17 protein-coding genes and 4 tRNA genes are annotated in these 21,782 nt (G+C 60.6%); 8 read left to right on the top strand and 13 right to left on the bottom strand.

Annotated features, from left to right (window positions below; genetic code table 11):
* Positions 1-120 precede the first annotated feature (120 nt).
* From AC3ISG_RS07195 to AC3ISG_RS07170, 6 genes are all read right to left on the bottom strand, one after another.
* On the bottom strand, positions 121-2,409 hold the full coding sequence (locus tag AC3ISG_RS07195) for a molybdopterin guanine dinucleotide-containing S/N-oxide reductase (protein ID WP_489298845.1): 2,289 nt from the start codon (positions 2,407-2,409) through the stop codon (positions 121-123).
* A 48-nt stretch (positions 2,410-2,457) separates the two neighbouring features.
* The gene (locus AC3ISG_RS07190; protein WP_489299465.1) at positions 2,458-3,459 is read right to left on the bottom strand and encodes an ABC transporter substrate-binding protein; all 1,002 of its coding nucleotides are present in this window, start codon (positions 3,457-3,459) and stop codon (positions 2,458-2,460) included.
* Positions 3,460-3,700: 241 nt separating this feature from the next.
* Positions 3,701-3,776: transfer RNA gene (locus AC3ISG_RS07185), tRNA-Gly, on the bottom strand.
* A gap of 3 nt (positions 3,777-3,779) precedes the next feature.
* Positions 3,780-3,855, bottom strand: a tRNA-Glu gene (locus AC3ISG_RS07180).
* A 103-nt stretch (positions 3,856-3,958) separates the two neighbouring features.
* Positions 3,959-4,034 (bottom strand) — tRNA-Gly (locus AC3ISG_RS07175).
* A gap of 2 nt (positions 4,035-4,036) precedes the next feature.
* Positions 4,037-4,112 (bottom strand) — tRNA-Glu (locus AC3ISG_RS07170).
* A 264-nt stretch (positions 4,113-4,376) separates the two neighbouring features.
* On the opposite strand from AC3ISG_RS07170, the gene AC3ISG_RS07165 reads away from it, so the two are divergent.
* Positions 4,377-5,150, top strand: coding sequence for a hypothetical protein (locus AC3ISG_RS07165; RefSeq protein WP_122535594.1), 774 nt, complete (start codon positions 4,377-4,379; stop codon positions 5,148-5,150).
* 43 nt (positions 5,151-5,193) lie between these two features.
* Here AC3ISG_RS07165 and AC3ISG_RS07160 read toward each other — a convergent pair whose 3' ends face one another.
* Positions 5,194-5,676 carry a GAF domain-containing protein gene (locus AC3ISG_RS07160; protein ID WP_489298844.1) on the bottom strand — a complete coding sequence of 161 codons (483 nt, stop codon included), beginning with the start codon at positions 5,674-5,676 and terminating at the stop codon, positions 5,194-5,196.
* Positions 5,673-6,566 (bottom strand): ATP-binding protein, encoded by an 894-nt coding sequence (locus AC3ISG_RS07155; protein ID WP_122535596.1) that lies wholly within the window; start codon positions 6,564-6,566, stop codon positions 5,673-5,675. The genes AC3ISG_RS07160 and AC3ISG_RS07155 overlap by 4 nt, the downstream gene beginning before the upstream one ends.
* 86 nt (positions 6,567-6,652) lie before the next feature.
* Between AC3ISG_RS07155 and AC3ISG_RS07150 the strand changes: the two genes are divergently transcribed.
* Positions 6,653-8,971, top strand: a complete 2,319-nt coding sequence (locus AC3ISG_RS07150) for a hybrid sensor histidine kinase/response regulator (protein WP_489298843.1) — start codon at positions 6,653-6,655, stop codon at positions 8,969-8,971.
* A 10-nt stretch (positions 8,972-8,981) separates the two neighbouring features.
* Here the strand turns inward: AC3ISG_RS07150 and AC3ISG_RS07145 are convergent, their stop codons facing one another.
* Together AC3ISG_RS07145 and msrB are read right to left on the bottom strand one after the other, a co-directional pair.
* Positions 8,982-9,482, bottom strand: coding sequence for a glutathione peroxidase (locus AC3ISG_RS07145; protein WP_489298842.1), 501 nt, complete (start codon positions 9,480-9,482; stop codon positions 8,982-8,984).
* A gap of 85 nt (positions 9,483-9,567) precedes the next feature.
* A complete protein-coding gene (msrB, locus tag AC3ISG_RS07140; RefSeq protein ID WP_122535599.1) occupies positions 9,568-9,966 on the bottom strand; it encodes a peptide-methionine (R)-S-oxide reductase MsrB in 399 nt (132 codons plus the stop codon).
* Between the two features lie 192 nt (positions 9,967-10,158).
* On the opposite strand from msrB, the gene AC3ISG_RS07135 reads away from it, so the two are divergent.
* From AC3ISG_RS07135 to AC3ISG_RS07125, 3 genes are all read left to right on the top strand, one after another.
* Positions 10,159-11,370: a pyridoxal phosphate-dependent aminotransferase gene (locus tag AC3ISG_RS07135; protein WP_122535600.1), complete on the top strand. Its 1,212-nt coding sequence runs from the start codon at positions 10,159-10,161 to the stop codon at positions 11,368-11,370.
* A 224-nt stretch (positions 11,371-11,594) separates the two neighbouring features.
* Complete coding sequence (gene htpX, locus AC3ISG_RS07130) at positions 11,595-12,482, top strand: protease HtpX (RefSeq protein ID WP_037011815.1); 888 nt, start codon at positions 11,595-11,597, stop codon at positions 12,480-12,482.
* Positions 12,483-12,888: 406 nt separating this feature from the next.
* Positions 12,889-14,220, top strand: a complete 1,332-nt coding sequence (locus tag AC3ISG_RS07125) for an IS110 family RNA-guided transposase (protein ID WP_489298841.1) — start codon at positions 12,889-12,891, stop codon at positions 14,218-14,220.
* A gap of 120 nt (positions 14,221-14,340) precedes the next feature.
* Here AC3ISG_RS07125 and AC3ISG_RS07120 read toward each other — a convergent pair whose 3' ends face one another.
* The gene (locus AC3ISG_RS07120) at positions 14,341-14,997 is read right to left on the bottom strand and encodes a thiopurine S-methyltransferase (protein WP_489298840.1); all 657 of its coding nucleotides are present in this window, start codon (positions 14,995-14,997) and stop codon (positions 14,341-14,343) included.
* A 105-nt stretch (positions 14,998-15,102) separates the two neighbouring features.
* Here AC3ISG_RS07120 and AC3ISG_RS07115 point away from each other — a divergent pair, with 105 nt between their 5' ends.
* The gene (locus AC3ISG_RS07115; RefSeq protein WP_489298839.1) at positions 15,103-15,870 is read left to right on the top strand and encodes a DODA-type extradiol aromatic ring-opening family dioxygenase; all 768 of its coding nucleotides are present in this window, start codon (positions 15,103-15,105) and stop codon (positions 15,868-15,870) included.
* Between the two features lie 528 nt (positions 15,871-16,398).
* Here AC3ISG_RS07115 and AC3ISG_RS07110 read toward each other — a convergent pair.
* Positions 16,399-18,075 carry a DEAD/DEAH box helicase gene (locus tag AC3ISG_RS07110; RefSeq protein ID WP_122535604.1) on the bottom strand — a complete coding sequence of 559 codons (1,677 nt, stop codon included), beginning with the start codon at positions 18,073-18,075 and terminating at the stop codon, positions 16,399-16,401.
* A gap of 415 nt (positions 18,076-18,490) precedes the next feature.
* Between AC3ISG_RS07110 and AC3ISG_RS07105 the strand changes: the two genes are divergently transcribed.
* Positions 18,491-19,282, top strand: a complete 792-nt coding sequence (locus tag AC3ISG_RS07105; RefSeq protein WP_122535605.1) for a crotonase/enoyl-CoA hydratase family protein — start codon at positions 18,491-18,493, stop codon at positions 19,280-19,282.
* Here the strand turns inward: AC3ISG_RS07105 and AC3ISG_RS07100 are convergent, their stop codons facing one another.
* Positions 19,283-20,038, bottom strand: coding sequence for a spermidine synthase (locus AC3ISG_RS07100; protein ID WP_122535606.1), 756 nt, complete (start codon positions 20,036-20,038; stop codon positions 19,283-19,285).
* Positions 20,039-20,245: 207 nt separating this feature from the next.
* On the opposite strand from AC3ISG_RS07100, the gene AC3ISG_RS07095 reads away from it, so the two are divergent.
* The gene (locus AC3ISG_RS07095; RefSeq protein WP_489298838.1) at positions 20,246-21,592 is read left to right on the top strand and encodes a class II 3-deoxy-7-phosphoheptulonate synthase; all 1,347 of its coding nucleotides are present in this window, start codon (positions 20,246-20,248) and stop codon (positions 21,590-21,592) included.
* The last annotated feature ends 190 nt before the right edge of the window (positions 21,593-21,782 follow it).

Genomic DNA, 21,782 nt, shown 5'->3' with positions numbered 1-21,782 from the left:
GTAGGACCGGCTTCAGCCGGGAAGAGGCCAGTTGCAACACCCTCAATCTTGCGGCGTCATGTCCGACGTCTTCCCGGCTAAAGCCGGTCCTACAATGCGCGTCATGCTTCAGTTTGCCGATCAAGCCAGCATCTCTGGCGGATCGAACGCGGTGATAGGGGGCACTTCGCCGTGCCACTTCTCGACTTCAACCGTGACCGTCTGCGCCGAACAGCCCTGGGACAGACTCGACGCGCCGACATCTTCAGTCAGCACGTTCGGATTGCCATGCTTCTCCAGGCTGTTCGCCTGCCCCTTCGCCAGCGGATCAAACCAGGCGCCGGTGGCGATCTGCACCACGCCCTGACGAATGTTGTCTGACACCATCACCCCCGCCAGAAACGCACCTCGATCATTGAACACCCTGACCACCTCCCCTTCGGCAATCCCGCGCGCCAAGGCGTCCTGCCGGTTGATTGTCAACGGCTCCCGTCCCTGAATTTTCGAAGCCTGGCTGTAATCCCCGTGGTCGTATTGGCTGTGCAGGCGCGTCTTCGGCTGATTCGACAACAAATGCAGGGGCAGCGGCTGGGCGGGCTTGTCCAGCCAGACGGGATGGCCGGGACAATCGGCGTAACCAAAGCCTGCGATCGTCTCACTGAAAATCTCGATCTTGCCCGACGGCGTCTGTAGCGGATTCCCCTGCGGGTCCTCACGAAACGCCTTGAGCAGCACCGTATCGTCTGGCGGGTAATCCACCTCAAAGACACCTTCGCGCCAGAATTCCTCAAAATCGGGCAGCTCAATGGCGAAGCTTCCGGCCCGTGGTCGCGACTCTTCATACAACAAGCGCAGCCATTGCCCGGCGTCACGGCCCTCGGTAAACACCTGCATGCAGTCGAGCCGACGGGACAGCTCGGCGAAGATCGCATAATCGTCCCGCGCCTCCCCCACTGGCTCGATCGCCTTGTGCATGGCGATCATGTAGCGGTCCGACGCCGCGCTGCCGATGTCATCCCGCTCCAGTGCGGTAGTGGCCGGCAGTACGATATCGGCGTGCTTGGCCTGAGCGGTCCAGAATTGCTCGTGAACGATGATGGTTTCCGGACGCTGCCAGGCGTGCAGCAGTCGATTGATGTCCTGGTGATGATGGAAGATGTTACCGCCAGCCCAGTACACCAGCCGAATGTGCGGATAGTGATACCGCTTGCCGTTGTAATTGAAAGCCTCGCCAGGATTGAGCAGCATGTCGGTGACCCGCGCCACCGGAATGAAATCCTTGACCGGGTTCACGCCTTGGGAAAAGCGCGGCCCGGAAAACGCCTTGCGCCCGCTGCCGGTGTTGTTCATGCAGCCATAACCCAGACCGAAGCCGCCGCCGGGCAGACCGATCTGCCCGAGCATTGCCGCCAGGGTCACGGTCATCCAAAACGGTTGCTCACCAAACTGCGCCCGCTGCAGCGAATAGGCGACGTTGATCATCGTGCGCTTGCCGGCCATTTCCCGCGCGAGGCTGACAATCCGGTGGGCCGGAATACCAGTCAGGGCCGCAGCCCACTCCGGCGTCTTCGCCACACCCTCCACGGCGCCGATCAGATATTCGATGAAGCGCTCATGCCCTGTCGTGTAGCGACGCAGAAAACCCGTGTTGTGCAGCCCTTCGTCCACCAGCACCCAGCACAGCGCCATCATCAGCGCAGTGTCGCTGCCGGGCCGGACGGCGAGCCATTCATTGCGTTCCGGTCCGGTTAAATCATCACGCAGCGGGCTGACATTGACGAACTGCACGCCAGCATCCGACATCCTGCGAATGCCGTTGCTGACCAGATGATCGCTGGCGCCGCCGGGACTGCACTGGGCGTTCTTCAACGGCAAGCCGCCGAACGCGACGAACAGCTCGCAATGCTCCGCCAGATTTCGCCAAGACGTATGGGCCGCCAGCAGCCAGTCCATATTGCCGACGATGTGCGGCATCAACACCCGACCGGCGCCGAGGCTGTAACTGTCGACGCTGTACACGTAGCCTCCATAACTGTTGAGGAAACGGTGCAGCTGACTCTGCGCGTGATGAAAACGCCCCGCGCTGCCCCAGCCATAGCTGCCGCCGAAAATAGCCTTATTGCCGTGCTCGCCCTTCACCCGCGACAACTCAGTGGCGACCAGATCCAGCGCAACGTCCCACGGCACCTCGACGAAGGCTTCGTTGCCGCGCAGGTGCGGGTCGCGTAGGGCCGGATGATCGTTGAAGCGCTCGAGAAAACTGCGGCGCACCGCCGGCCGACGGATACGCGTGGCAGAGTCGATGGCGCCGGGGATAGATAAACCGATCGGCGAAGGGTCCGCGTCCCACTCTACCGGGTCCATGGCCTGCAGACGTCCGTCAACAACGCGCGGACGGTAAGCGCCCCAATGCAACGAGGTGAAACTCATGGGTGAATGCTCCAGCAGGTGGGCCTGTGCGATGACTGCCGTGATCGGTCAACGCGCCGTTTGTGCCAACGCGTTAGCCCCGGCTTCGAGCGCCGAGGCAAAGGAGTCGTCGAATACAGTGCCAGCAGGATAGGATTTCGTCAGCCCGGCGGCGTTGAAAAAGTCGATGGTCTGCTGCGCCTGGGTGATGACCTGGGGCGAAATCGGCAGCACCACCGTCGCCGAACGCTCGAACCAGCCGCGCGCCACTGCAGGATCGGCCTTGGAAAGGACGGCCCAGGCGTTGGCGTACGTGTCAGTGTTTTGCTTGTTGGCGACCGACCAGGCCCGAGCCTTCTGCAGGCGTTGGAGAAAGTCAGTGATCTCTGGGCGCTTGTCTTTGATCGAGCGGTCATTGGCAACAACAAAGCTCTGCGCCGGAATCAGGTTCTGCGCAGTGGTGATCACCCGCCCGCCCTGCCGTTCCTGTTGAATCACGTAGGGATCCCACGTCGCGATGGCGTCGACCGAGCCGCCGTCCAGGGCGTGAGAAGCATCCAGCGCACTCAAATATCGATATTCCACCGCATCCCGCGCGATGCCGGCCTTGTCCAGCGCGGTCAGCATCAGTTGCTGGCTCCACGAACCCTTCCAGATCGCCACCCGCTTGCCTTTAAGGTCCGCCACCGTTTTGATGGGCGAATCCTTGCCGACCACGATCGCCACACCCGCCAGATTCTGCCGGGAAACCCCAATCACCTTGATCGGCGCCCCCAATGCGCCGAGAAACAGTACGGGGGCATCACCCAGCAGCCCGACGTCGAGGCTGCCTGCGTTGAGCGCTTCCGCCACAGGCGAGCCGGCAGTGAACTGCTTCCACTCCAGCGTGTAAGGCAAATCGTCGAGAACGCCGGCGGCTTCCATGACGGTCCGGGCGCCATAGCTTTGGTCGCCCACGACCAGTTCTGCGGCATGCACCGCGGTGAGGGAGCCGCTGAATAAAAGAAGGAACAACACAGGACGCAGCAGAAAGGATTTGATCGACACAGGCAATCTCCGGGGAGGCTCCATCGGAACCGGGATCATGAAATGAGCGCCGGTCCGCCTGTGCGGTAGCCGATTCTTGGGCCTGCGCTGGTTCAAGCAGCATCAGGCATCAGAACCATAGCATCGAACGTTATATTAAATAAATTCAATATGGTTATATGGAAATATGCGGAATGCGCAGGATGAGACTCACCAGCAGCGGGAGTTCGTTATAAATCGAACACACACAAAAACGCCGCTCTGTTGAGCGGCGTTTTTGAGAATTTGGAGCGGGAAACGAGACTCGAACTCGCGACCCCGACCTTGGCAAGGTCGTGCTCTACCAACTGAGCTATTCCCGCAAATGGCGTCCCCTAGGGGACTCGAACCCCTGTTACCGCCGTGAAAGGGCGGTGTCCTAGGCCACTAGACGAAGGGGACACAGCCTGGAAACACCATGGTGTTGTGTTCCAGTTCCAGAAACACATCCGAAGATGCTTCCTGGTTTCACTCAACTTCGCCCGAAGGCAAAGCTGCTTAAAAATGGAGCGGGAAACGAGACTCGAACTCGCGACCCCGACCTTGGCAAGGTCGTGCTCTACCAACTGAGCTATTCCCGCAATGGCGTCCCCTAGGGGACTCGAACCCCTGTTACCGCCGTGAAAGGGCGGTGTCCTAGGCCACTAGACGAAGGGGACACGCTACAACATTCACTGCCTGCTACGCTCTGCTGTGTGCTTTACGCTGCAAGTGGCGCGCATTCTATGGATGGATATAGGGGTCGTCAACCCCTCAGTGAAAATATATTCAAATCAATGACTTCGCCCTCTATTAAGGCAATGTGCGGCCGATACACAGGTGTCAGCCGCCATGGCCTAAATCTGGCGAAGTGACAGGACCACCTTCCCGCGATAGTGGATAGCCACTACACTCGCGCAAATTACTTGACTGAGGCTTGTGCGGTGACACCACTCATTATCACCCTGTTCGTCGTAGCAGGCATCGTGCTCCTCATAGCCGTCGGCTACTTGAATCATGTCGCAGAGGGCAAAAAGGTCGAGCGTGCGCGAGGTCTTGTCGAGCTCAATGACCGGCTGCGTCGCTGCAGCGAGCTGTCCGAAACCTTCCCCGGTCAGTTGATGACACCGGCGCTCAAGCTGCTGCTGGTTCGCCTTGAGCTGAACGTGGTGAAGCGTCTGCTGGCGCTGGAAAAGAGGAACAACCCGAACCTTCAGGAACGCCAGGCTGAGCTGGAAGCACTGGTGGCCCAGGGTGACGCGATCACGGTCAGCAACCCGGCCAGCCCGATTCAGACCGAAGCCAAGGCCAAGGACGTGCGCTTTCTCCTGGAAGCCATGCATGGCCAGGTCACGCGGGCGGCCCACGATGGTTTCCTGCAAACCGCTGAAGCCAAACACTGGATTCGCGAGATCCGTAACTTGCTGGTGCTGCTGCACATCGAATTCTTCAACAACCTCGGCCAGCACGCGATGAGTCAGGAACAGCCCGGCCAGGCCCGTCTGGCCTTCGAGCGCGGCGTTCAATACCTGAAAAACCAGCCTGAACCCGCACCGTGGAAAGCCCACCTGCAGGCGATGGAGCGGCAACTGGCCAAGGCCAACTCCATGGTGCTGGACACCATCGCACCGACTGAAGACGACAATAACGAGCTGACCGAAGGCTTGAGAGTCGTGGACGCCGACGCCGAATGGAAAAAGAAAGCCATCTACGACTGATGGCTTAAACCTGACGCACCGCGCGGTGCGTCAGGGCTTTATCTCAGCAATCAGTCGATTTCAAGAAGATCGCCGCCAGCCTTTCAATCCCCGCTTGATCCTCCTCGCTGAAGCGCCCGACACTCGGGCTGTCCAGGTCCAGAACGCCAACCAGCTTTCCGTCCTTTATCAAAGGCACTACCACCTCGCTATTGGAAGCACTGTCGCAGGCGATGTGTCCGGGAAACTCATGGACATCGTGCACGCGCTGGGTTTCGCGGCTTTGTGCCGCCGTGCCGCAGACACCCTTGCCGAACGGAATGCGCACGCAGGCGATCTGGCCCTGGAACGGACCCAGCACCAGCTCTTCGTTGCGATTGAGGTAGAAGCCTGCCCAGTTCAGGTCCTCGAGCTGGCTATAAAGGAAGGCCGAAAACTGCGCCGCGTTGGCGATGAAGTCGCGCTCGTCGGCCAGCAGGGATTCCAGTTGTGCAGCCAGCAGGCGGTAGCCATCAAGGCCCTCCCCTGCGGAATTCAAATCGATCATGCGTCTTGCTCCAGCATTTTCAAACCAACCCAGTAGCGGGCGAACTGATACGCGCAACGACCGTTGCGGTTGCCGCGGCCGGTCGCCCAGCGCACGGCGTGAATCTCAAGGGCTTCATCACGCTGCCATTGCAAGCCGGCCTTGGCCGCCAGCTCGCCGATCCAGTGCTCCACCACATCCAGGAAATGCTCCTGGGTGAAGGGATAGAACGACAGCCAGAGACCAAAGCGGTCCGACAACGCGATCTTGTCCTCCACGGCTTCACTCGGGTGAATCTCGCCGTCGTCACCGCGCTGCCAGTGAGCATTGTCGCTCTCCTTTTCCGGCACCAGGTGGCGGCGATTGGACGTGGCGTACAGCAGGACGTTGTCCGGCGCCTGTTCCAGCGAGCCGTCGAGCACGCTCTTCAGCACCCGGTAGTCGCCTTCGCCGGATTCGAACGACAGGTCATCGCAGAACAATACAAAGCGCTGCGGCAATTTCTGCAGCTGCTCGACCACACGCGGCAGATCCCCCAGATGATCCCGCTCGATCTCGATCAGGCGCAGGCCGGCTTTGGCGTGCTCGGCCAGCAACGCCCGGACCAGTGACGATTTGCCCGTGCCACGGGAACCCCAGAGCAACGCGTGGTTGGCGGGCAGCCCGTCGATGAACTGTTGCGTGTTGCGGCCCAACTGCTCACGCTGGCGGTCAACGCCGATGAGGTCGGACAGGCGCATGTCCAGGGTGACCTCGAGCGGCATCAGGTAACCGACACGGCCTTCGCGCACCCAGCGCGCCGCCAGCGTTGTCTCCCAGTCCATGGGCTGTCGCACGGCGGGCAGCAGAGGTTCGAGACGGGCCAGCACCGACTCGGCGCGCTCCAGAAATGCGTTCAATCGAGAATCCACGGTTTCTCCTTGATTTAACGGGTTAACGCCCGGTCGCGATCAGCTATGCTTGCCACGCGACGGACACGAGAAGTGACAATGCCTTTATGGATATAGCGATCACCCACAGGCTGTCATTCAAACAGGCCCGTCTGACTGTGCTGATCGGCTTTGTATTGGGCACGCTGCTCAGTCTGTTTCAAATTGCGCTCGATTATGCCAGCGAAGACGCGTCCATCGATCGTGAAATTCGCTCCTTGCTGCAAATCAGTCACAACCCCGCCTCGCGCATTGCCTACAACCTCGACGCAGAACTGGCGCAAGAGCTGACCCTGGGCCTGCTGCACTCCCCGGCCGTGGTCGGCGCGCGCCTGACCGATAACAACAACGTTCAGCTCGCTGCCGTGTCGCGACCGTTGGCGAACAGCGCCTACCGGATGGTCAGTGATTTCCTGTTCGGCGGCAGCCGGCAGTTCGAAGACGTGCTGCACCTCGACCACATCCCCAATGAGTCCATCGGCATCTTGCACCTGGACGTCGACACCTTCGCGTTCGGCAGCCATTTTCTGCAGCGCGCCGGGATCACACTGATCAATGGTTTCGTGCGCAGCCTGGTGCTGGCCGGTCTGTTGCTGGCGCTGTTTTACTTCACCCTGACCAAACCGCTGACGGGCATGATCCGTGCGCTCTCGGAACGGGATCCGCGCAGCCCCGTTCAACCCCCGCTGCCCTGCCCGCGCGGCCATGAGCATGACGAAATCGGCGTGCTGGTGGCGGTCACGAATAGGCAGTTCGAGAGCGTGGCCAGTGAGTTCGCGCGGCGGCGGGAAGCGGAAAACCGGCTCACCGACCACCTCAACGAACTGGAAGACATCGTCTCCGCGCGGACCAACCAGCTTGAAGCCAGCAACGCCCGGCTCAGCCAGTCCAACGAAGAACTGCAGATCGCGCGCAGCACGGCGCTGGACATGGCCCACGCGCGCTCGGCCTTTCTGGCCCACATGAGCCATGAAATACGCACGCCCCTCAATGGCTTGTTGGGCATGCTGGCCCTGTCCCTCGATGGCCCGCTGAGTGCAGAACAGCGCCAGCAGCTGTCCATTGCCCACGACTCGGGCAAGGTGTTGGTCGAACTGCTCAACGACATTCTCGACCTGTCGAAATTTGATGCCGGTCAGGTGGAGCTTGAGCGCATTCCGTTCGATCTGGCGGCCTTGATCGAAGACACCGCCAGCCTGCTGTCGCAGAACGCGGCGCCGAATGTCGAGCTGACCTGCCTGATCGACCCGCGTTTCCCGGCGTCCGTGCTGGGTGACCCGACCCGAGTGCGCCAGATCGTCAGCAACCTGCTCTCGAACGCCCTCAAGTTCACCCGGGCCGGGCGCGTGGATGTGCGCCTGGGTCAACATGGAGACCACATGCGTATTGAGGTGTGCGACACCGGCATCGGTATCGCGCAGGACGCTCAGGCGAAAATCTTCCAGCCATTCACCCAGGCCGAAGCCGCGATCACCCGGCAGTATGGTGGCACCGGTCTGGGCCTGACCCTGACCCACAACCTGACCGATGCCATGAACGGGCAATTGAGTATCGAGTCCACCCTCGGCGTCGGCAGCCGTTTCCGCGTGGACCTGCCGCTGCCGGCACACACGCCAGCGCTGCAATGGCCGCTGCTGAAAGGCAAAGTGCTGGTGGCCAGCGATACGGGCAGCGGATTACTGGAAATGTTAAGCCGAGTGCTGCCGGAATGGGGCGTTACCTGCCAGCACCTTGAGGAAGACGCACCACCCGACTGCGATGCGGACTTGCTCATCACCGATTGCCCGCAATGCCTGGTGGCCATCCGCGAGGCGTGCACGGTGCCGGTGTTGCTGGTGACGGCGTACGGCAATTTCATGCCCGGCGAGCAAGTCGCGGCCCTGGCACCGTTGCAGCAGCAGGCGCGGCCGTTACCGCGCAACGTGCTGCATCAGAGCCTGGCTCGCATTCTGGACGCCGACGGTCAGACGGGCAGCAGCCACGAACAGAGCGCCCCCTCACCCACCCATCGGGCGCGTATTCTGCTGGTGGAGGACAACCCGGTTAATCAGCTGGTAGCCAAGGGCATGCTGGGTAAGCTCGGTTGCGAGGTCATCGTCAGCAGCAACGGCGCCGAAGCGCTGCAACAGCTTGAGCAGGACCACTTCGATCTGGTGCTGATGGACTGCAACATGCCCGTGATGAACGGCTATGACGCCACCCGTTGCATTCGGAAAAACGGACGTTGGTCGGACCTGCCGATCATCGCGCTGACGGCCAACGCGATGCCCGAAGAGCGCGAACACTGCAAGGCCGCGGGCATGAGCGACTACCTGGCCAAGCCGTTTCGTCGCGAGGAATTGATGGCGTTGCTGGATCAGTGGATCCCCGTGGCACAGCCCCAGTAAAAGGCTTAGATCAACCGGCCGCCTGTTCTTTCAACAGCGCGTCGATGTCCGCCTTGATGTCTTCCGGCTTGGTCAATGGGGCGTAGCGCTTGACCAGCTTGCCGTCGCGACCTACCAGGAACTTGGTGAAATTCCACTTGATGCCTTCCGAACCCAGCAAGCCCGGCGCGCGCTTCTTGAGCTGCACGAACAGCGGGTGGGCCTGGCTGCCGTTGACGTCGATCTTCTTGAACAGCGGGAAGGTTACCCCGTAGTTCAGCTCGCAAAAGTCGGAAATCGCCCCTTCGTTGCCGGGCTCCTGTTTGCCGAACTGGTTGCATGGAAAGCCCAGCACCACCAGCCCGCGATCCTTGTAGCCCTGCCACAATTCCTCAAGACCCTTGTACTGCGGCGTGAAACCGCACTTGCTGGCAGTGTTCACCACCAATACCGCCTTGCCGCCGAAATCAGCGAGGGTCTTTTGTTCGCCCTTGATCGTTTGCACCGGAATGTTCAGCAGCTCGTCGCTCATGGCGATGCCTCGAAAGTGGTAAACAGCCAAGCTAGCGCGCCATTGCCTGGCGCGCTATCCCATTGTTGCCGGTGATAGGCGTGCATCAGGCGCTGCGCGGCACCAAATCCAGGCACACGGAGTTGATGCAGTAGCGCAGACCGGTGGGCGCCGGGCCGTCCGGGAACACGTGGCCGAGGTGAGCATCGCATTTACTGCAGACCACTTCAGTGCGGATCATGCCGTGACTGACATCGCGCACTTCGACCACGGCGCTGCCTTCCAGCGGCGCGTAGAAGCTCGGCCAGCCGCAGCCCGAATCGAACTTGGTTTTTGAATCGAACAACGGCTCGTTGCAGCAGATGCAGTGGTAAACGCCGTCAGTCTTGGTCTCGTTGTATTTACCGCTGAATGGACGCTCGGTGCCCTTCAGCCGGCAGACGTTGTACTGCTCCGGATCGAGCATCGCTTTCCATTCTTCAAGGGTTTTATCCAGCTTAGCCACGGGTAGACCTCCGTAAATGAAAAAGCCCGATCTGCGTCTTTTCCACGGATCGGGTGGCACGTATGATTGCGCCTTCGTTGGACGCCAGTCTGTCACCCGCGTTTCTCGCGTACAAATCCATTTTGATGGCGTCATGCTCAGCGGTCTGCGCATCTTCACACAGCGGGCCGTCTCTTTTCGGGACCAATCACCATGCAGTTCAGCAAATCGAACAAGCTCGCCAACGTCTGCTACGACATTCGCGGGCCGGTGCTCAAGCACGCCAAGCGCCTGGAAGAGGAAGGCCATCGCATCCTCAAGCTGAACATCGGTAACCCGGCGCCGTTTGGTTTCGAGGCGCCGGACGAAATTCTGCAGGACGTCATCCGCAACCTGCCCATGGCCCAGGGCTACAGCGATTCAAAAGGCCTGTTCAGCGCGCGCAAGGCGGTGATGCAGTACTACCAGCAGAAGCAGGTCGAAGGTGTCGGCATCGAAGACATCTATCTGGGCAACGGCGTCTCCGAACTGATTGTGATGTCGATGCAGGCCCTGCTCAACAACGGCGATGAAGTGCTGGTGCCTGCGCCGGACTACCCGCTGTGGACCGCCGCCGTGGCGTTGTCGGGCGGCAACCCGGTGCATTACTTGTGCGACGAGCAGGCCAACTGGTGGCCTGATCTGGAGGACATGAAGGCCAAGATCACGCCAAACACCAAAGCCATGGTGATCATTAACCCAAACAACCCGACCGGCGCCGTCTATTCCCGTGAAGTGTTGCTGGGGATGCTGGAGATTGCCCGTCAGCACAATCTGGTGGTCTTCTCCGACGAAATCTACGACAAAATCCTCTACGACGACGCCGTGCACATTTGCACCGCCTCGCTGGCACCGGACCTGCTGTGCCTGACTTTCAACGGGCTGTCGAAGTCCTACCGCGTGGCGGGTTTCCGCTCCGGCTGGATCGCGATTTCGGGGCCCAAGCACAACGCGCAAAGCTACATAGAAGGCATCGACATTCTGGCGAACATGCGCCTGTGTGCCAACGTGCCGAGTCAGCACGCGATCCAGACCGCGCTGGGCGGCTATCAGAGCATCAATGACCTGATCCTGCCGCCGGGCCGTCTGCTGGAACAACGCAACCGGACCTGGGAACTGCTCAACGACATTCCGGGTGTCAGCTGCGTGAAGCCGATGGGTGCGCTGTACGCCTTCCCGCGCATCGACCCGAAGGTCTGCCCGATCCACAACGACGAGAAGTTCGCGCTGGACCTGCTGCTGTCGGAAAAGCTGTTGATCGTTCAGGGCACGGCGTTCAACTGGCCGTGGCCGGACCACTTCCGCGTGGTGACGCTGCCGCGTGTGGATGATCTGGAACAAGCCATTGGCCGGATCGGCAATTTCCTGAAGACCTATAAGCAGTAACGCTGCTTGCTGCAGGAGCCGACTTGCGGGTGCCCGCCCGTAAGCCGACTCCTGCCGATTTGAGCGCAATTGCCCTGGCCTCACTCCCTCGCCGATGACACTCATCGCCGAGGCGACACCAAACGACACAGTTTGAAATGATCGCCCGGTTGAATACGCCCCGACATCACCTTATATACCCCCGCAGTACGTTACATATTCTTCCCGAGGAGACACTCTTAACCATGATGCGCATTTTGCTGTTTTTGGCCACTAACCTTGCGGTCGTGCTGATTGCCAGCATCACCCTGAGCCTTTTTGGCTTCAACGGGTTCATGGCGGCCAACGGGGTTGATCTGAACCTCAATCAGCTGCTGATCTTCTGCGCCGTGTTCGGTTTTGCCGGTTCGCTGTTCTCTCTGTTCATCTCCAAATGGATGGCGAAGATGAGCACGGGCACCGAAATCATTACCCAACCCCGCACCCGCCATGAGCAATGGCTGCTGCAGACCGTGGAACAACTGTCCCGCGATGCGGGCATCAAGATGCCGGAAGTGGGTATTTTCCCCGCCTACGAAGCCAACGCCTTCGCCACCGGCTGGAACAAGAACGACGCCTTGGTCGCGGTCAGTCAGGGCCTGCTGGAGCGTTTTTCGCCCGATGAAGTGAAGGCGGTGCTGGCTCACGAGATCGGTCACGTGGCCAACGGCGACATGGTGACGCTGGCGCTGGTCCAGGGCGTGGTCAACACCTTCGTCATGTTCTTCGCGCGGATCATCGGCAACTTCGTCGACAAGGTGATCTTCAAGAACGAAGAAGGCCGTGGCATTGCGTTCTATATCGCGACCATCTTCGCTGAAATCGTGCTGGGCTTCCTCGCCAGCGCCATCGTCATGTGGTTCTCGCGCAAGCGTGAATACCGCGCAGACGACGCCGGTGCCCGCCTGGCCGGTACGGGCGCGATGATCAGCGCGCTGCAGCGTCTGCGTTCGGAACAGGGCGTTCCGGTGCAAATGCCTGAGAGCATGACGGCATTCGGCATCAACGGTGGCTTGAAGCACGGCCTAGCCGGGCTGTTCATGAGCCACCCGCCGCTGGAAGAACGCATCGAGGCGCTTCGCCGTCGCGGTTGATTCCGTGACAGCTGGACGAGAAAGGGCTACGTGAAGTCGCCCTTTTCTTTTGCCTGTGGCAGATTTTGTGCGCATAGGCGGTCTGTGGGAGCCGTCCCGCCGCTACGCGCCGCGCTGTCACGCAGCAAACAGGGTGCACGACTCCTCTCCTGTGGTGATGCTAATACCTTGGAAAGCGAAGAGCGGCTGCCCCGTCAGGGGCAGCCGCTTTTTGCTTTGCTAGGATTCAGGTGCGCGGGACAGAGGCCGGTACTCACATTGGTGTGACAGCACCCGCGTGGGAGAGTGGCCCGCACGGTATCGGCGTGGAGTCCTTGTCGGCACGGCTAGCCGTGACCACGTATGAGAGAGTGAACCCTTTCGCCACCGTGTGCCCCGCGCGCCCATCATCCTGCGAGGAAATAGCATGGCGCGCAAGCAATCCAGGCAGCGTTTTGAACTGGTCCATCCGCATTGTGCCGGTATCGATATTGGCAGCCGCGAGCATTGGGTCGCCGTTGATCGTGACCACGAGCAACCGGTACGCAGCTTCTCCACCTTCACCGACGACCTCATCAAGTTGGCCGACTGGCTTGAAGGTCTGAAGATCGAGGTCGTGGCCATGGAAGCCACTGGCGTCTACTGGATTCCACTGTTTGAGCTTCTTGATGCGCGAGGCTTCAAGGTCTATCTGGTCAACTCACGCGCAACGCGGCAGATTTCCGGTCGTAAATCCGATGTCCTCGATTGCCAGTGGATATGGCAACTGATGAGCCATGGCCTGCTGCGCGGAGCTTTTCGCCCTGACGATGCGATCTGTTCCATGCGGGCACTCATTCGCCAACGAGCCAGTAAAGTTCGCAGTCAGTCCCAAACATTGAACCGTATGCAAAAAGCGCTGAGCCAGATGAACATCCAGCTCGCCAACGTCATCAGCGATATTTCGGGCGTGACCGGCATGAAAATCCTTCGTGCAATCATTGCCGGCGAGCGCGATCCGTCTGTTCTGGCCGACCTGACTGATCGGCGGATCAAGGCCAGCAAAGAGACTGTAGCCCGCAGCCTCCACGGTAATCGGCGTCTGGAGCACCTGCATGCGCTCGAACAGGAAGTGCAATGCTATGACTTCTTTGAGCAGCAGATTGGCGCTTGCGACAAGGCCATTATGGGCGCGCTGAGTCAGCTGCCCGAGCGCGAGGAGGCCCCGCAACCCTCACGAAAAATCCTGCGTAGCCCCCACCGCTGCGCAGCAGATCAGGCGGCTCTGCATCAGTCAATTTGGCGCGTCATGGGCGTCGATCTCACCGCCATACCGACCATCGGCGTCGATACGGCTCTAATCATTGCCGGCGAAATTGGGCCGGATTTGTCCCGATTTCCTACGATGGAGCATTTCTGTTCCTGGCTGGGCGTGGCGCCACCGACACGGATTTCAGGCGGTCGCCCACTGTCGGGTAAAAGTCAGAAAATCCTCAACAACGCGGCCCAGGCGCTCAAGCAGGCGGCGTCCAACGCGCGAAATGACAAAAGCTTTATCGGCGCCAGCCACAGGGCCCGACTGGCGCGGATGGATACCAGTTGCGCCATCAAGGCCACGGCTCACCAACTTGCACGCTTGATCTACGCCATGCTGACCAAGGGGCAGCCCTATGTTGAGCAGGGGGTCGAAGCGTTTGAAGAAAGGAGCAAGGAAAAGCAGTACCGGGCCTTGCTGCGCAAGGCCCGGAAACTGGGGCTGGACTTGGTAAAGGCTTCTTGAATTGTGTAACGAAATCAGAGACTTATTTTTTGTTTGATGAGAGTGAGCTTGCTCACGAAGACGTATCCACATCCGCTGGATTTTCCAGCACTGGAGCCCATTCTCCAGCCTGCCCCTTCCTTATCGCCGATACAGACGATAAGCATATTCCATCAGGGATGTCGCGCCCGCCTGCTTGAACTTCACGCCCTGCTCCAGCACATCCAGATCCGCGACGCGCTTGACCCGCCAATCGGGGGACAACAACTGCAGCACCTCATCCTCATCCACTGAGAACGGCGGGCCGGCAATCAGCGACTGATCGTAATCCAGCGTCACCAACAAGCCGCAGGCATCTTTCGACAGCAAGTGATTGAGCTGTTTGACGTAACGCCAGCGCAGGTCCGGCGGCAGCGCAATCAGGGCGGCTCGGTCGTAGAATGCGGTACAGTCGCCCACGTCTTCGGGATTCAGGGCAAAGAAGTCACCGCACCAGATCTCGCAGCCCTCCACACGATAAACCTTGAGCGCGCCACGCTCCTCGACCGTCGGCTGCAAGCCGTTCTCGCTGAAGAATCCCGCCACCGCTATCTCAGACAATTCTGCGCCTACCACGTGAAAGCCCTGGTTGAGCAGCCAGACCATGTCGATGCTTTTGCCGCACAACGGCACCAGCACGCGCTCCCCAGGCATGGCGGTGAGCTCTGGCCACAGGCGCAAGAGGTGCGAATTCACAGACGCCTGATTGAAACCGATCTGATTGATCGCCCAGCGCTCATGCCAAAAACGCGGCTCCATAGACACTCCTGATATCCCGATCAAAACGGACGAAAACTTATATTAGATTTAGATGGATGTACTGCCCGATCATGCCACTCACCTTATACGCTCAGGACACTGCAAATGCTGCCTAGCCTGTTCATTTCCCACGGCTCGCCCATGCTTGCCCTCGAACCGGGTGAGAGCGGGCCCGCGCTTGCGCGTTTGGCCGCCACCCTGCCGCGCCCCAAAGCCATCGTTATGGTCTCGGCGCACTGGGAAAGCAATGAACTGCTGGTCAACGGCAATCCCCAGCCGGAGACCTGGCATGACTTCGGCGGCTTCCCATCCGCACTTTTCGCCGTGCAGTACCCGGCGCCCGGCATGCCAGAGCTGACGCATCGCGTGCTGGAACTGCTGGCAGAGGCTGACCTGCCAGCGCGCATGAACACTCAACGGCCATTTGACCATGGCGTCTGGGTGCCCTTGTCGTTGATGTACCCGCAGGCGGACATTCCCATTGTGCAGGTCTCGCTGCCTACGCGCGGGGGCCCCGCCCTGCAGACGAAGGTCGGGCAGGCGCTGAATGGACTGCGCGAGGAAAACGTTCTGCTGATCGGTTCTGGCAGCATCACCCATAACCTGCGAGAGCTGGACTGGCAGGCGGGACCTGAAAGCATCACGCCGTGGGCCCTGGCGTTCCGTGACTGGATGGTAGAAAAGCTGGCGGCCGATGATCTGGAAGCGCTGCACGATTACCGAAACCAGGCGCCCCACGCCGCGCGCAACCACCCGACCGATGAACACCTTCTGCCGCTGTATTTCGCTCGGGCGGCGGGTGGAAAATTCAGCATTGAGCACCAGAGCTTCACCATGGGTGCGCTGGGGATGGACATCTATCGGTTTGGGTAAGTCGATCGACTCGACCTGGAACCTTAGGAATGGCCTATGACGCCCTGGTAGGACCGGCTTTAGCCGAGAATAGGCCAGTTCAGGCGCCGTCAATCATGTGGTGTGCCATCTAACGCCTTCCCGGCTAAAGCTGGTCCCACTGACATCAAAAGCCTGTCGGCGGCGTGCCAGATAAGCCCCACGCGCCTACCTGTTCAAGTTCAGACGGCAGCTCCAGCCTGGACGGCGCGGACTAATGTGGGACCGGCTTTAGCCGGGAATAGGCCAGCTCAGTCGACATCAATTATGTGGTGTGCCATCTGACGCCTTCCCGGCTAAAGCCGGTCCCACTGACATCAAAATCCTGTGGGCACGGCAACATCCCAGAACCGCCCTACCGTTGACCACTCGTCGGACCGCCTGCATCCTGCGCCGCCTTAAATTGGCGGACATCAGAAAGGTCATGTTCAAGGACTTACAGCTTGAACACAAAAAAAATCCCCGAACCAGTCGGGGATTTTTTATTCAGACGATCAGCTCAAGAGCAGATCAATCTTCGCGATAGCGACGCAGCTTCAGCTGCTTGCCGGCAACGCGGGTGTCTTTCAGCTTGGCCAGCAGGCGCTCGAGGCCGTCTTCCGGCAGCTCGACGAGGCTGAAGCTGTCACGCACCTGGATGCGACCGATGGCTTCGCGAGCCAGACCACCTTCATTGAGGATGGCGCCCAGCAGGTTTTTCGCAGCGATGCCGTCACGGGCACCCAGCGCGGTACGGCAGCGAGCACGGCCTTCGGCCAACGGCACCGGGGCCCGACGTTCGCGGTCGCCACGATCAGGACGGTCGCCTGCTGGACGCTCAGGACGGTCACCACGTGGCGCATTGTTCGGCACCAATGGACGTTCTTTCTCGATCGCGCTCAGGGTCAGCGCCTGACCATTGGTGGCCTTGCGCAGCAGAGCAGCCGCCAGGGCACGCGGGGTGCAACCGATGTCGGCAGTCAGGCGGTCCAGCAATTCGCCATGGCTTGCTTCAGCATCAGCAACCAGCGGCGACAGGCTGTTGGTCAGTTTCTTGATGCGGGCATCGAGAACGGCCTGGGAGTCCGGCAGGCGGACTTCGGCGATTTTCTGACCGGTCATGCGCTCGATCACTTGCAGCATGCGACGCTCACGCGGCGTTACCAGCAACAGGGCGCGACCTTCGCGACCGGCACGGCCAGTACGGCCGATACGGTGAACGTAGGCTTCCGGGTCGTACGGCATGTCAACGTTGAACACGTGAGTGATGCGGGGAACGTCAAGACCACGGGCAGCAACGTCAGTCGCAACAACGATGTCCAGACGACCATCCTTGAGGGAGTCGATGACGCGTTCACGCTGGTTCTGAGCGATGTCGCCGTTCAGCGCAGCAGCCTTGTAGCCTTTGGCTTCAAGGGCACTGGCCAGATCCAGAGTGGCCTGCTTGGTGCGCACGAACATGATCAGGGCGTCGAAATCTTCGACTTCCAGCAGGCTCAGCACGGCAGAGGTCTTCTGGTCAGCGTGAACCAGCAGGTGAGCCTGCTCGATCGCGGTAACGGTCTGGGTCTTGCTCTGGATCTTGACGTGTTTCGGGTCTTTCAGGTGACGCTCGGCGATCGCGCGGATCGACTGCGGCAGGGTCGCCGAGAACAGCACGGTCTGACGGGTTTCAGGCATGGCCTTGAAGATGACTTCGAGGTCATCCATGAAGCCCAGCTTGAGCATTTCGTCAGCTTCGTCGAGAACCAGATGGTTCACAGTCGCCAGGACTTTTTCGTCACGACGCAGGTGGTCACAGAGACGGCCCGGGGTAGCAACGACGATTTGAGCGCCGTTACGAATGGCTTTCAGCTGCGGGCCCATTGGCGCGCCGCCGTAGACAGCCACAACGGTAACGCCCGGCATCTGCTTGGCGTAGGTTTCGAACGCGGTGGCCACTTGCAGGGCCAGCTCACGAGTCGGCGCGAGGATCAGCGCTTGCGGCTCGCGTTTGGCCGGGTCGATCAGGCTCAGGATGGGCAGAGCGAAGGCGGCGGTTTTACCGGTACCTGTCTGCGCCTGACCGATCATGTCGTGACCGGCGAGAATAATGGGGATCGATTGCTGCTGAATGGCCGAAGGCTCTTCGTAGCCGGTGGCTACTACAGCTGCAACAATTGTCGGGTGAAGGTTAAGAGCGGCGAAGCCGCCGGTTTCCTGGGTCATGGGTCTGCCTCTGAGTGCATCCGCAAAGACCCATGCTTCAAAGCTGCGCGTGCCGTGTAAGACCCTAGAGTCACCCTGGCTGCTTTGTCGGCGGGGATTTGCGAAAACGTATTGATGAATGGATCGTCATGGGTGGTTCGTGACCGAACCGGTTCGAGAAGATGGCTTCGCGAACCTAAACCGTGACGAGGGCCCTATGAAAGGCCGGCGCGCACTATACCGGAAATGCTGAAACAAGTGAGGATTTTTTTCGGGAAACAGCCCCTTGCGGCCAACTGTCACAGGCTTTGCGCAAAGCTGCGTCAGTGTCTACTTTTCAAGTGCCCGGTATCGGTAGCGAGCAGAGCTTAAACGATTCATCTGGACAGTGCGACACCCCACCCTCCCTTTCTCCTCATCTGCAGGAATCAGCGACATGACCTCTTCGATCAAAGGCCACGTCAGCCGGGAACAGCGCGGCGCCATCATGCTCATCGGCCTGGACCGCATCGCAAAGCGCAACGCCTTCGACATGCACATGCTCAATCAGTTGAGCCTGGCCTACGGGGAATTCGAGCGTAACGACCAGGCGCGGGTTGCGGTGGTGTTTGCCCACGGCGATCATTTCACCGGCGGGTTCGATCTGGCAGAGGCAGGGCCGGCATTGAGAGAAGGCTGGACGCTGCCGGCCGGCGGTTTCGACCCTTGGGGCCTGTCGATCGGACCGAGGGTGAGCAAACCGGTAATCGTCGCGGCCCAGGGCTGGTGCCTGACACTGGGCATCGAGCTGATGCTCGCCTCTGACATCAATCTCTGTGCGAGCAATTCACGCTTTGCCCATCTGGAAGTGCAACGCGGCATTTTTGCCTGTGCCGGCGCGACCCTGCGGCTGCATCAGATCGCGGGTTGGGGCAATGCCATGCGCTGGCTGCTCACGGGCGATGAATTCGACGCCCACGAAGCCTGCCGCATGGGCCTGGTGCAGGAAGTGATGGCGCCCGAAGACCTGCTCCCGTCGGCGCTGCGCCTGGCCCAGCACATTGCCGACCGCGCGCCGTTGGGGATTCGCACCACTCTGGAGTCCGCGCGTCAGGCGGTGCTTGAGGGCGAAAGCGTTGCCGCGAAGGCGTTGCCTGCGCTGGTCCGGCGTGTGCTGGACAGCGAGGACGCTAAAGAAGGCCTGCAGGCGTTGCTGGAAAAACGCCCGCCGCTGTTCAGGGGTTGCTGATCAGGTCGCAGGCCGCAGCGTCTTGATCAGCGGCAACAGCGAATAGCCCAGTTGCGGCGCAAGGCTTTCAGCGCGCTGGGTCAAAGCGTCAAGGTCCAGCGTCTGATCGAGGTCGGCGGGGACGATGAGGATGACGTTCCCCTCCTTCACCGGCAGCTCCCAGTAATGACGGTGATACAGCCCGCGCAGGAGCGCCGCGCCCAATGGCTTGCCGTCGTCCGATGCCCACTGATTGATGATCAGCCAGCCGCCGGGGTTGAGGCGCTGCTGGCATTTCTCGAGAAAGCCCCAGGCCAGATGGCCCACCGCAGGGCCGGTGTCGGTGTAGAGATCGACAAAGATCAGGTCAGCGTCCTCGGCGGTCGGCAGCAGGTCGAGGGCGTCGCCGATGCGCACGTACAACCGGGGATCGTCCTGCAGGCCCATGAATTCCATGGCCAGACGCGGCACATCGGGGCGCAGTTCGATGGCTTCGACATCGTCAAGGGACAGAAACTTCAGACACGCCTGGGTCAGCGTGCCCGCCCCCAGCCCCATGAACAGCGCGCTTTCCGGGGCTGGATGGCAGAGCGCGCCAATGAACATGGCGCGGGTGTAGTCGTATTCGAGCCAGGCCGGATCGGCCGTGAACGTGCAACTCTGCTCGATGGCATCCCCGAACTCCAGGAAGCGGTAATCGGCCACTTCAAGTACGCGGATCTTGCCGAATTCGTCGTGAACTTCGGCCAACACGTGCTCTACGCGTTCCTCTGTCATTGCTGTTTTCGTACCCATGGTCAGAGTGGTTCGGGAGCTCGCCCGCAAGGATCAGGGTTGCCGCGCCCCGGACCTCGTGTGCAGACAGACGCAAGGGGCGGCCCCGGAAAAGCGCGAATTGTCGGCGAATCGCGCCCCGCAGGTCACGCAAATTCTCGAGGCGAGCTGCTAACATGCCTGTCCGATCGCACTGACTTCGAGTTCAAGATGAGCCAACCCTGGAGCCCCGACAGCTGGCGCAACCTGCCTATCCAGCAGCAACCTCAATACCCGGACGCGGACCACGTTCGCCGTGTCGAGCAGACCCTCGCCAGCTATCCACCGCTGGTGTTTGCCGGGGAAGCGCGAGAGCTGCGCCGGCAGTTTGCCGAGGTGACCGAGGGCCGGGCGTTCCTGCTGCAGGGTGGCGATTGCGCCGAGAGCTTCTTCGAATTCTCGGCCGCGAAAATCCGCGACACCTTCAAGGTGCTGCTGCAAATGGCGATCGTCATGACCTTTGCCACCGGTTGCCCGGTCGTCAAAGTCGGGCGCATGGCCGGGCAATTCGCCAAACCGCGTTCCTCCAACGACGAGACAATCGACGGCGTGACCCTGCCGGCGTACCGCGGTGACATCGTCAACGGCATCGGCTTCGACGAGAAAAGCCGCGTGCCCGACCCGGACCGTCTGCTGCAGGCGTATCACCAGTCCACCGCGACCCTCAACCTGCTGCGCGCTTTCGCTCAGGGCGGGTTTGCCGACCTGCATCAAGTGCACAAGTGGAACCTGGATTTCATCGCCAACTCGGCGCTGTCGGACAAGTACAGCCAGCTTGCCGATCGCATCGACGAGACCCTCGCTTTCATGCGTGCCTGCGGCATGGACACCTCCCCGCAGTTGCGCGAAACCAGTTTCTTCACCGCCCACGAAGCGCTGCTGCTGAATTTCGAAGAAGCCTTCGTTCGCCGCGACAGCCTTACCAATGACTTTTACGATTGCTCGGCGCACATGCTGTGGATCGGCGACCGCACGCGGCAACTGGACGGCGCCCACGTGGAATTCCTGCGTGGGGTGAAGAACCCGATCGGCGTCAAGGTCGGGCCAAGCATGAACACCGATGACCTGATCCGGCTGATCGACATCCTCAACCCGGACAACGATCCGGGACGCCTGAACCTGATCGCGCGCATGGGCGCCAACAAGGTTGGCGACCATCTACCGGCGCTGATCCGTGCAGTGGAACGCGAAGGCAAGAAGGTGCTGTGGAGTTCGGACCCGATGCATGGCAACACGATCAAGGCCAGCAGCGGTTACAAGACCCGCGACTTCGCGCAGATCCTGGCGGAAGTGAAGCAGTTCTTCCAGGTGCATCAGGCGGAAGGCACCTACGCCGGCGGCATCCACATCGAGATGACCGGCCAGAACGTCACCGAATGCATCGGCGGCGCACGTCCGATTACCGAAGATGGCTTGTCGGACCGTTACCACACCCATTGTGACCCACGGATGAATGCCGATCAGTCGCTGGAGCTGGCGTTTCTGATTGCCGAGACGTTGAAGCAGGTGCGTCGATAAGTAGGGTCGCAGCCCCTGTAGGACTGGCTTTAGCCGGGAAAGCGCCGGATATCACACCAAAGAATTGAGGGTGCCAGCGCTGGCCCATTCCCGGCTAAAGCCGGTCCCACAACGGCGCGCTGTTTCTGTAGGACTGGCTTTAGCCGGGAAAGCGCCGGATGTCACACCAGAGAATTGTGGGTGCCCGCGC

The sequence above is a fragment of the Pseudomonas sp. GL_135 genome, assembly GCF_057834665.1.
The sequence above is the reverse complement of the archived record's forward strand: the minus strand, read 5'-3'. Positions and strand labels throughout refer to the sequence as shown.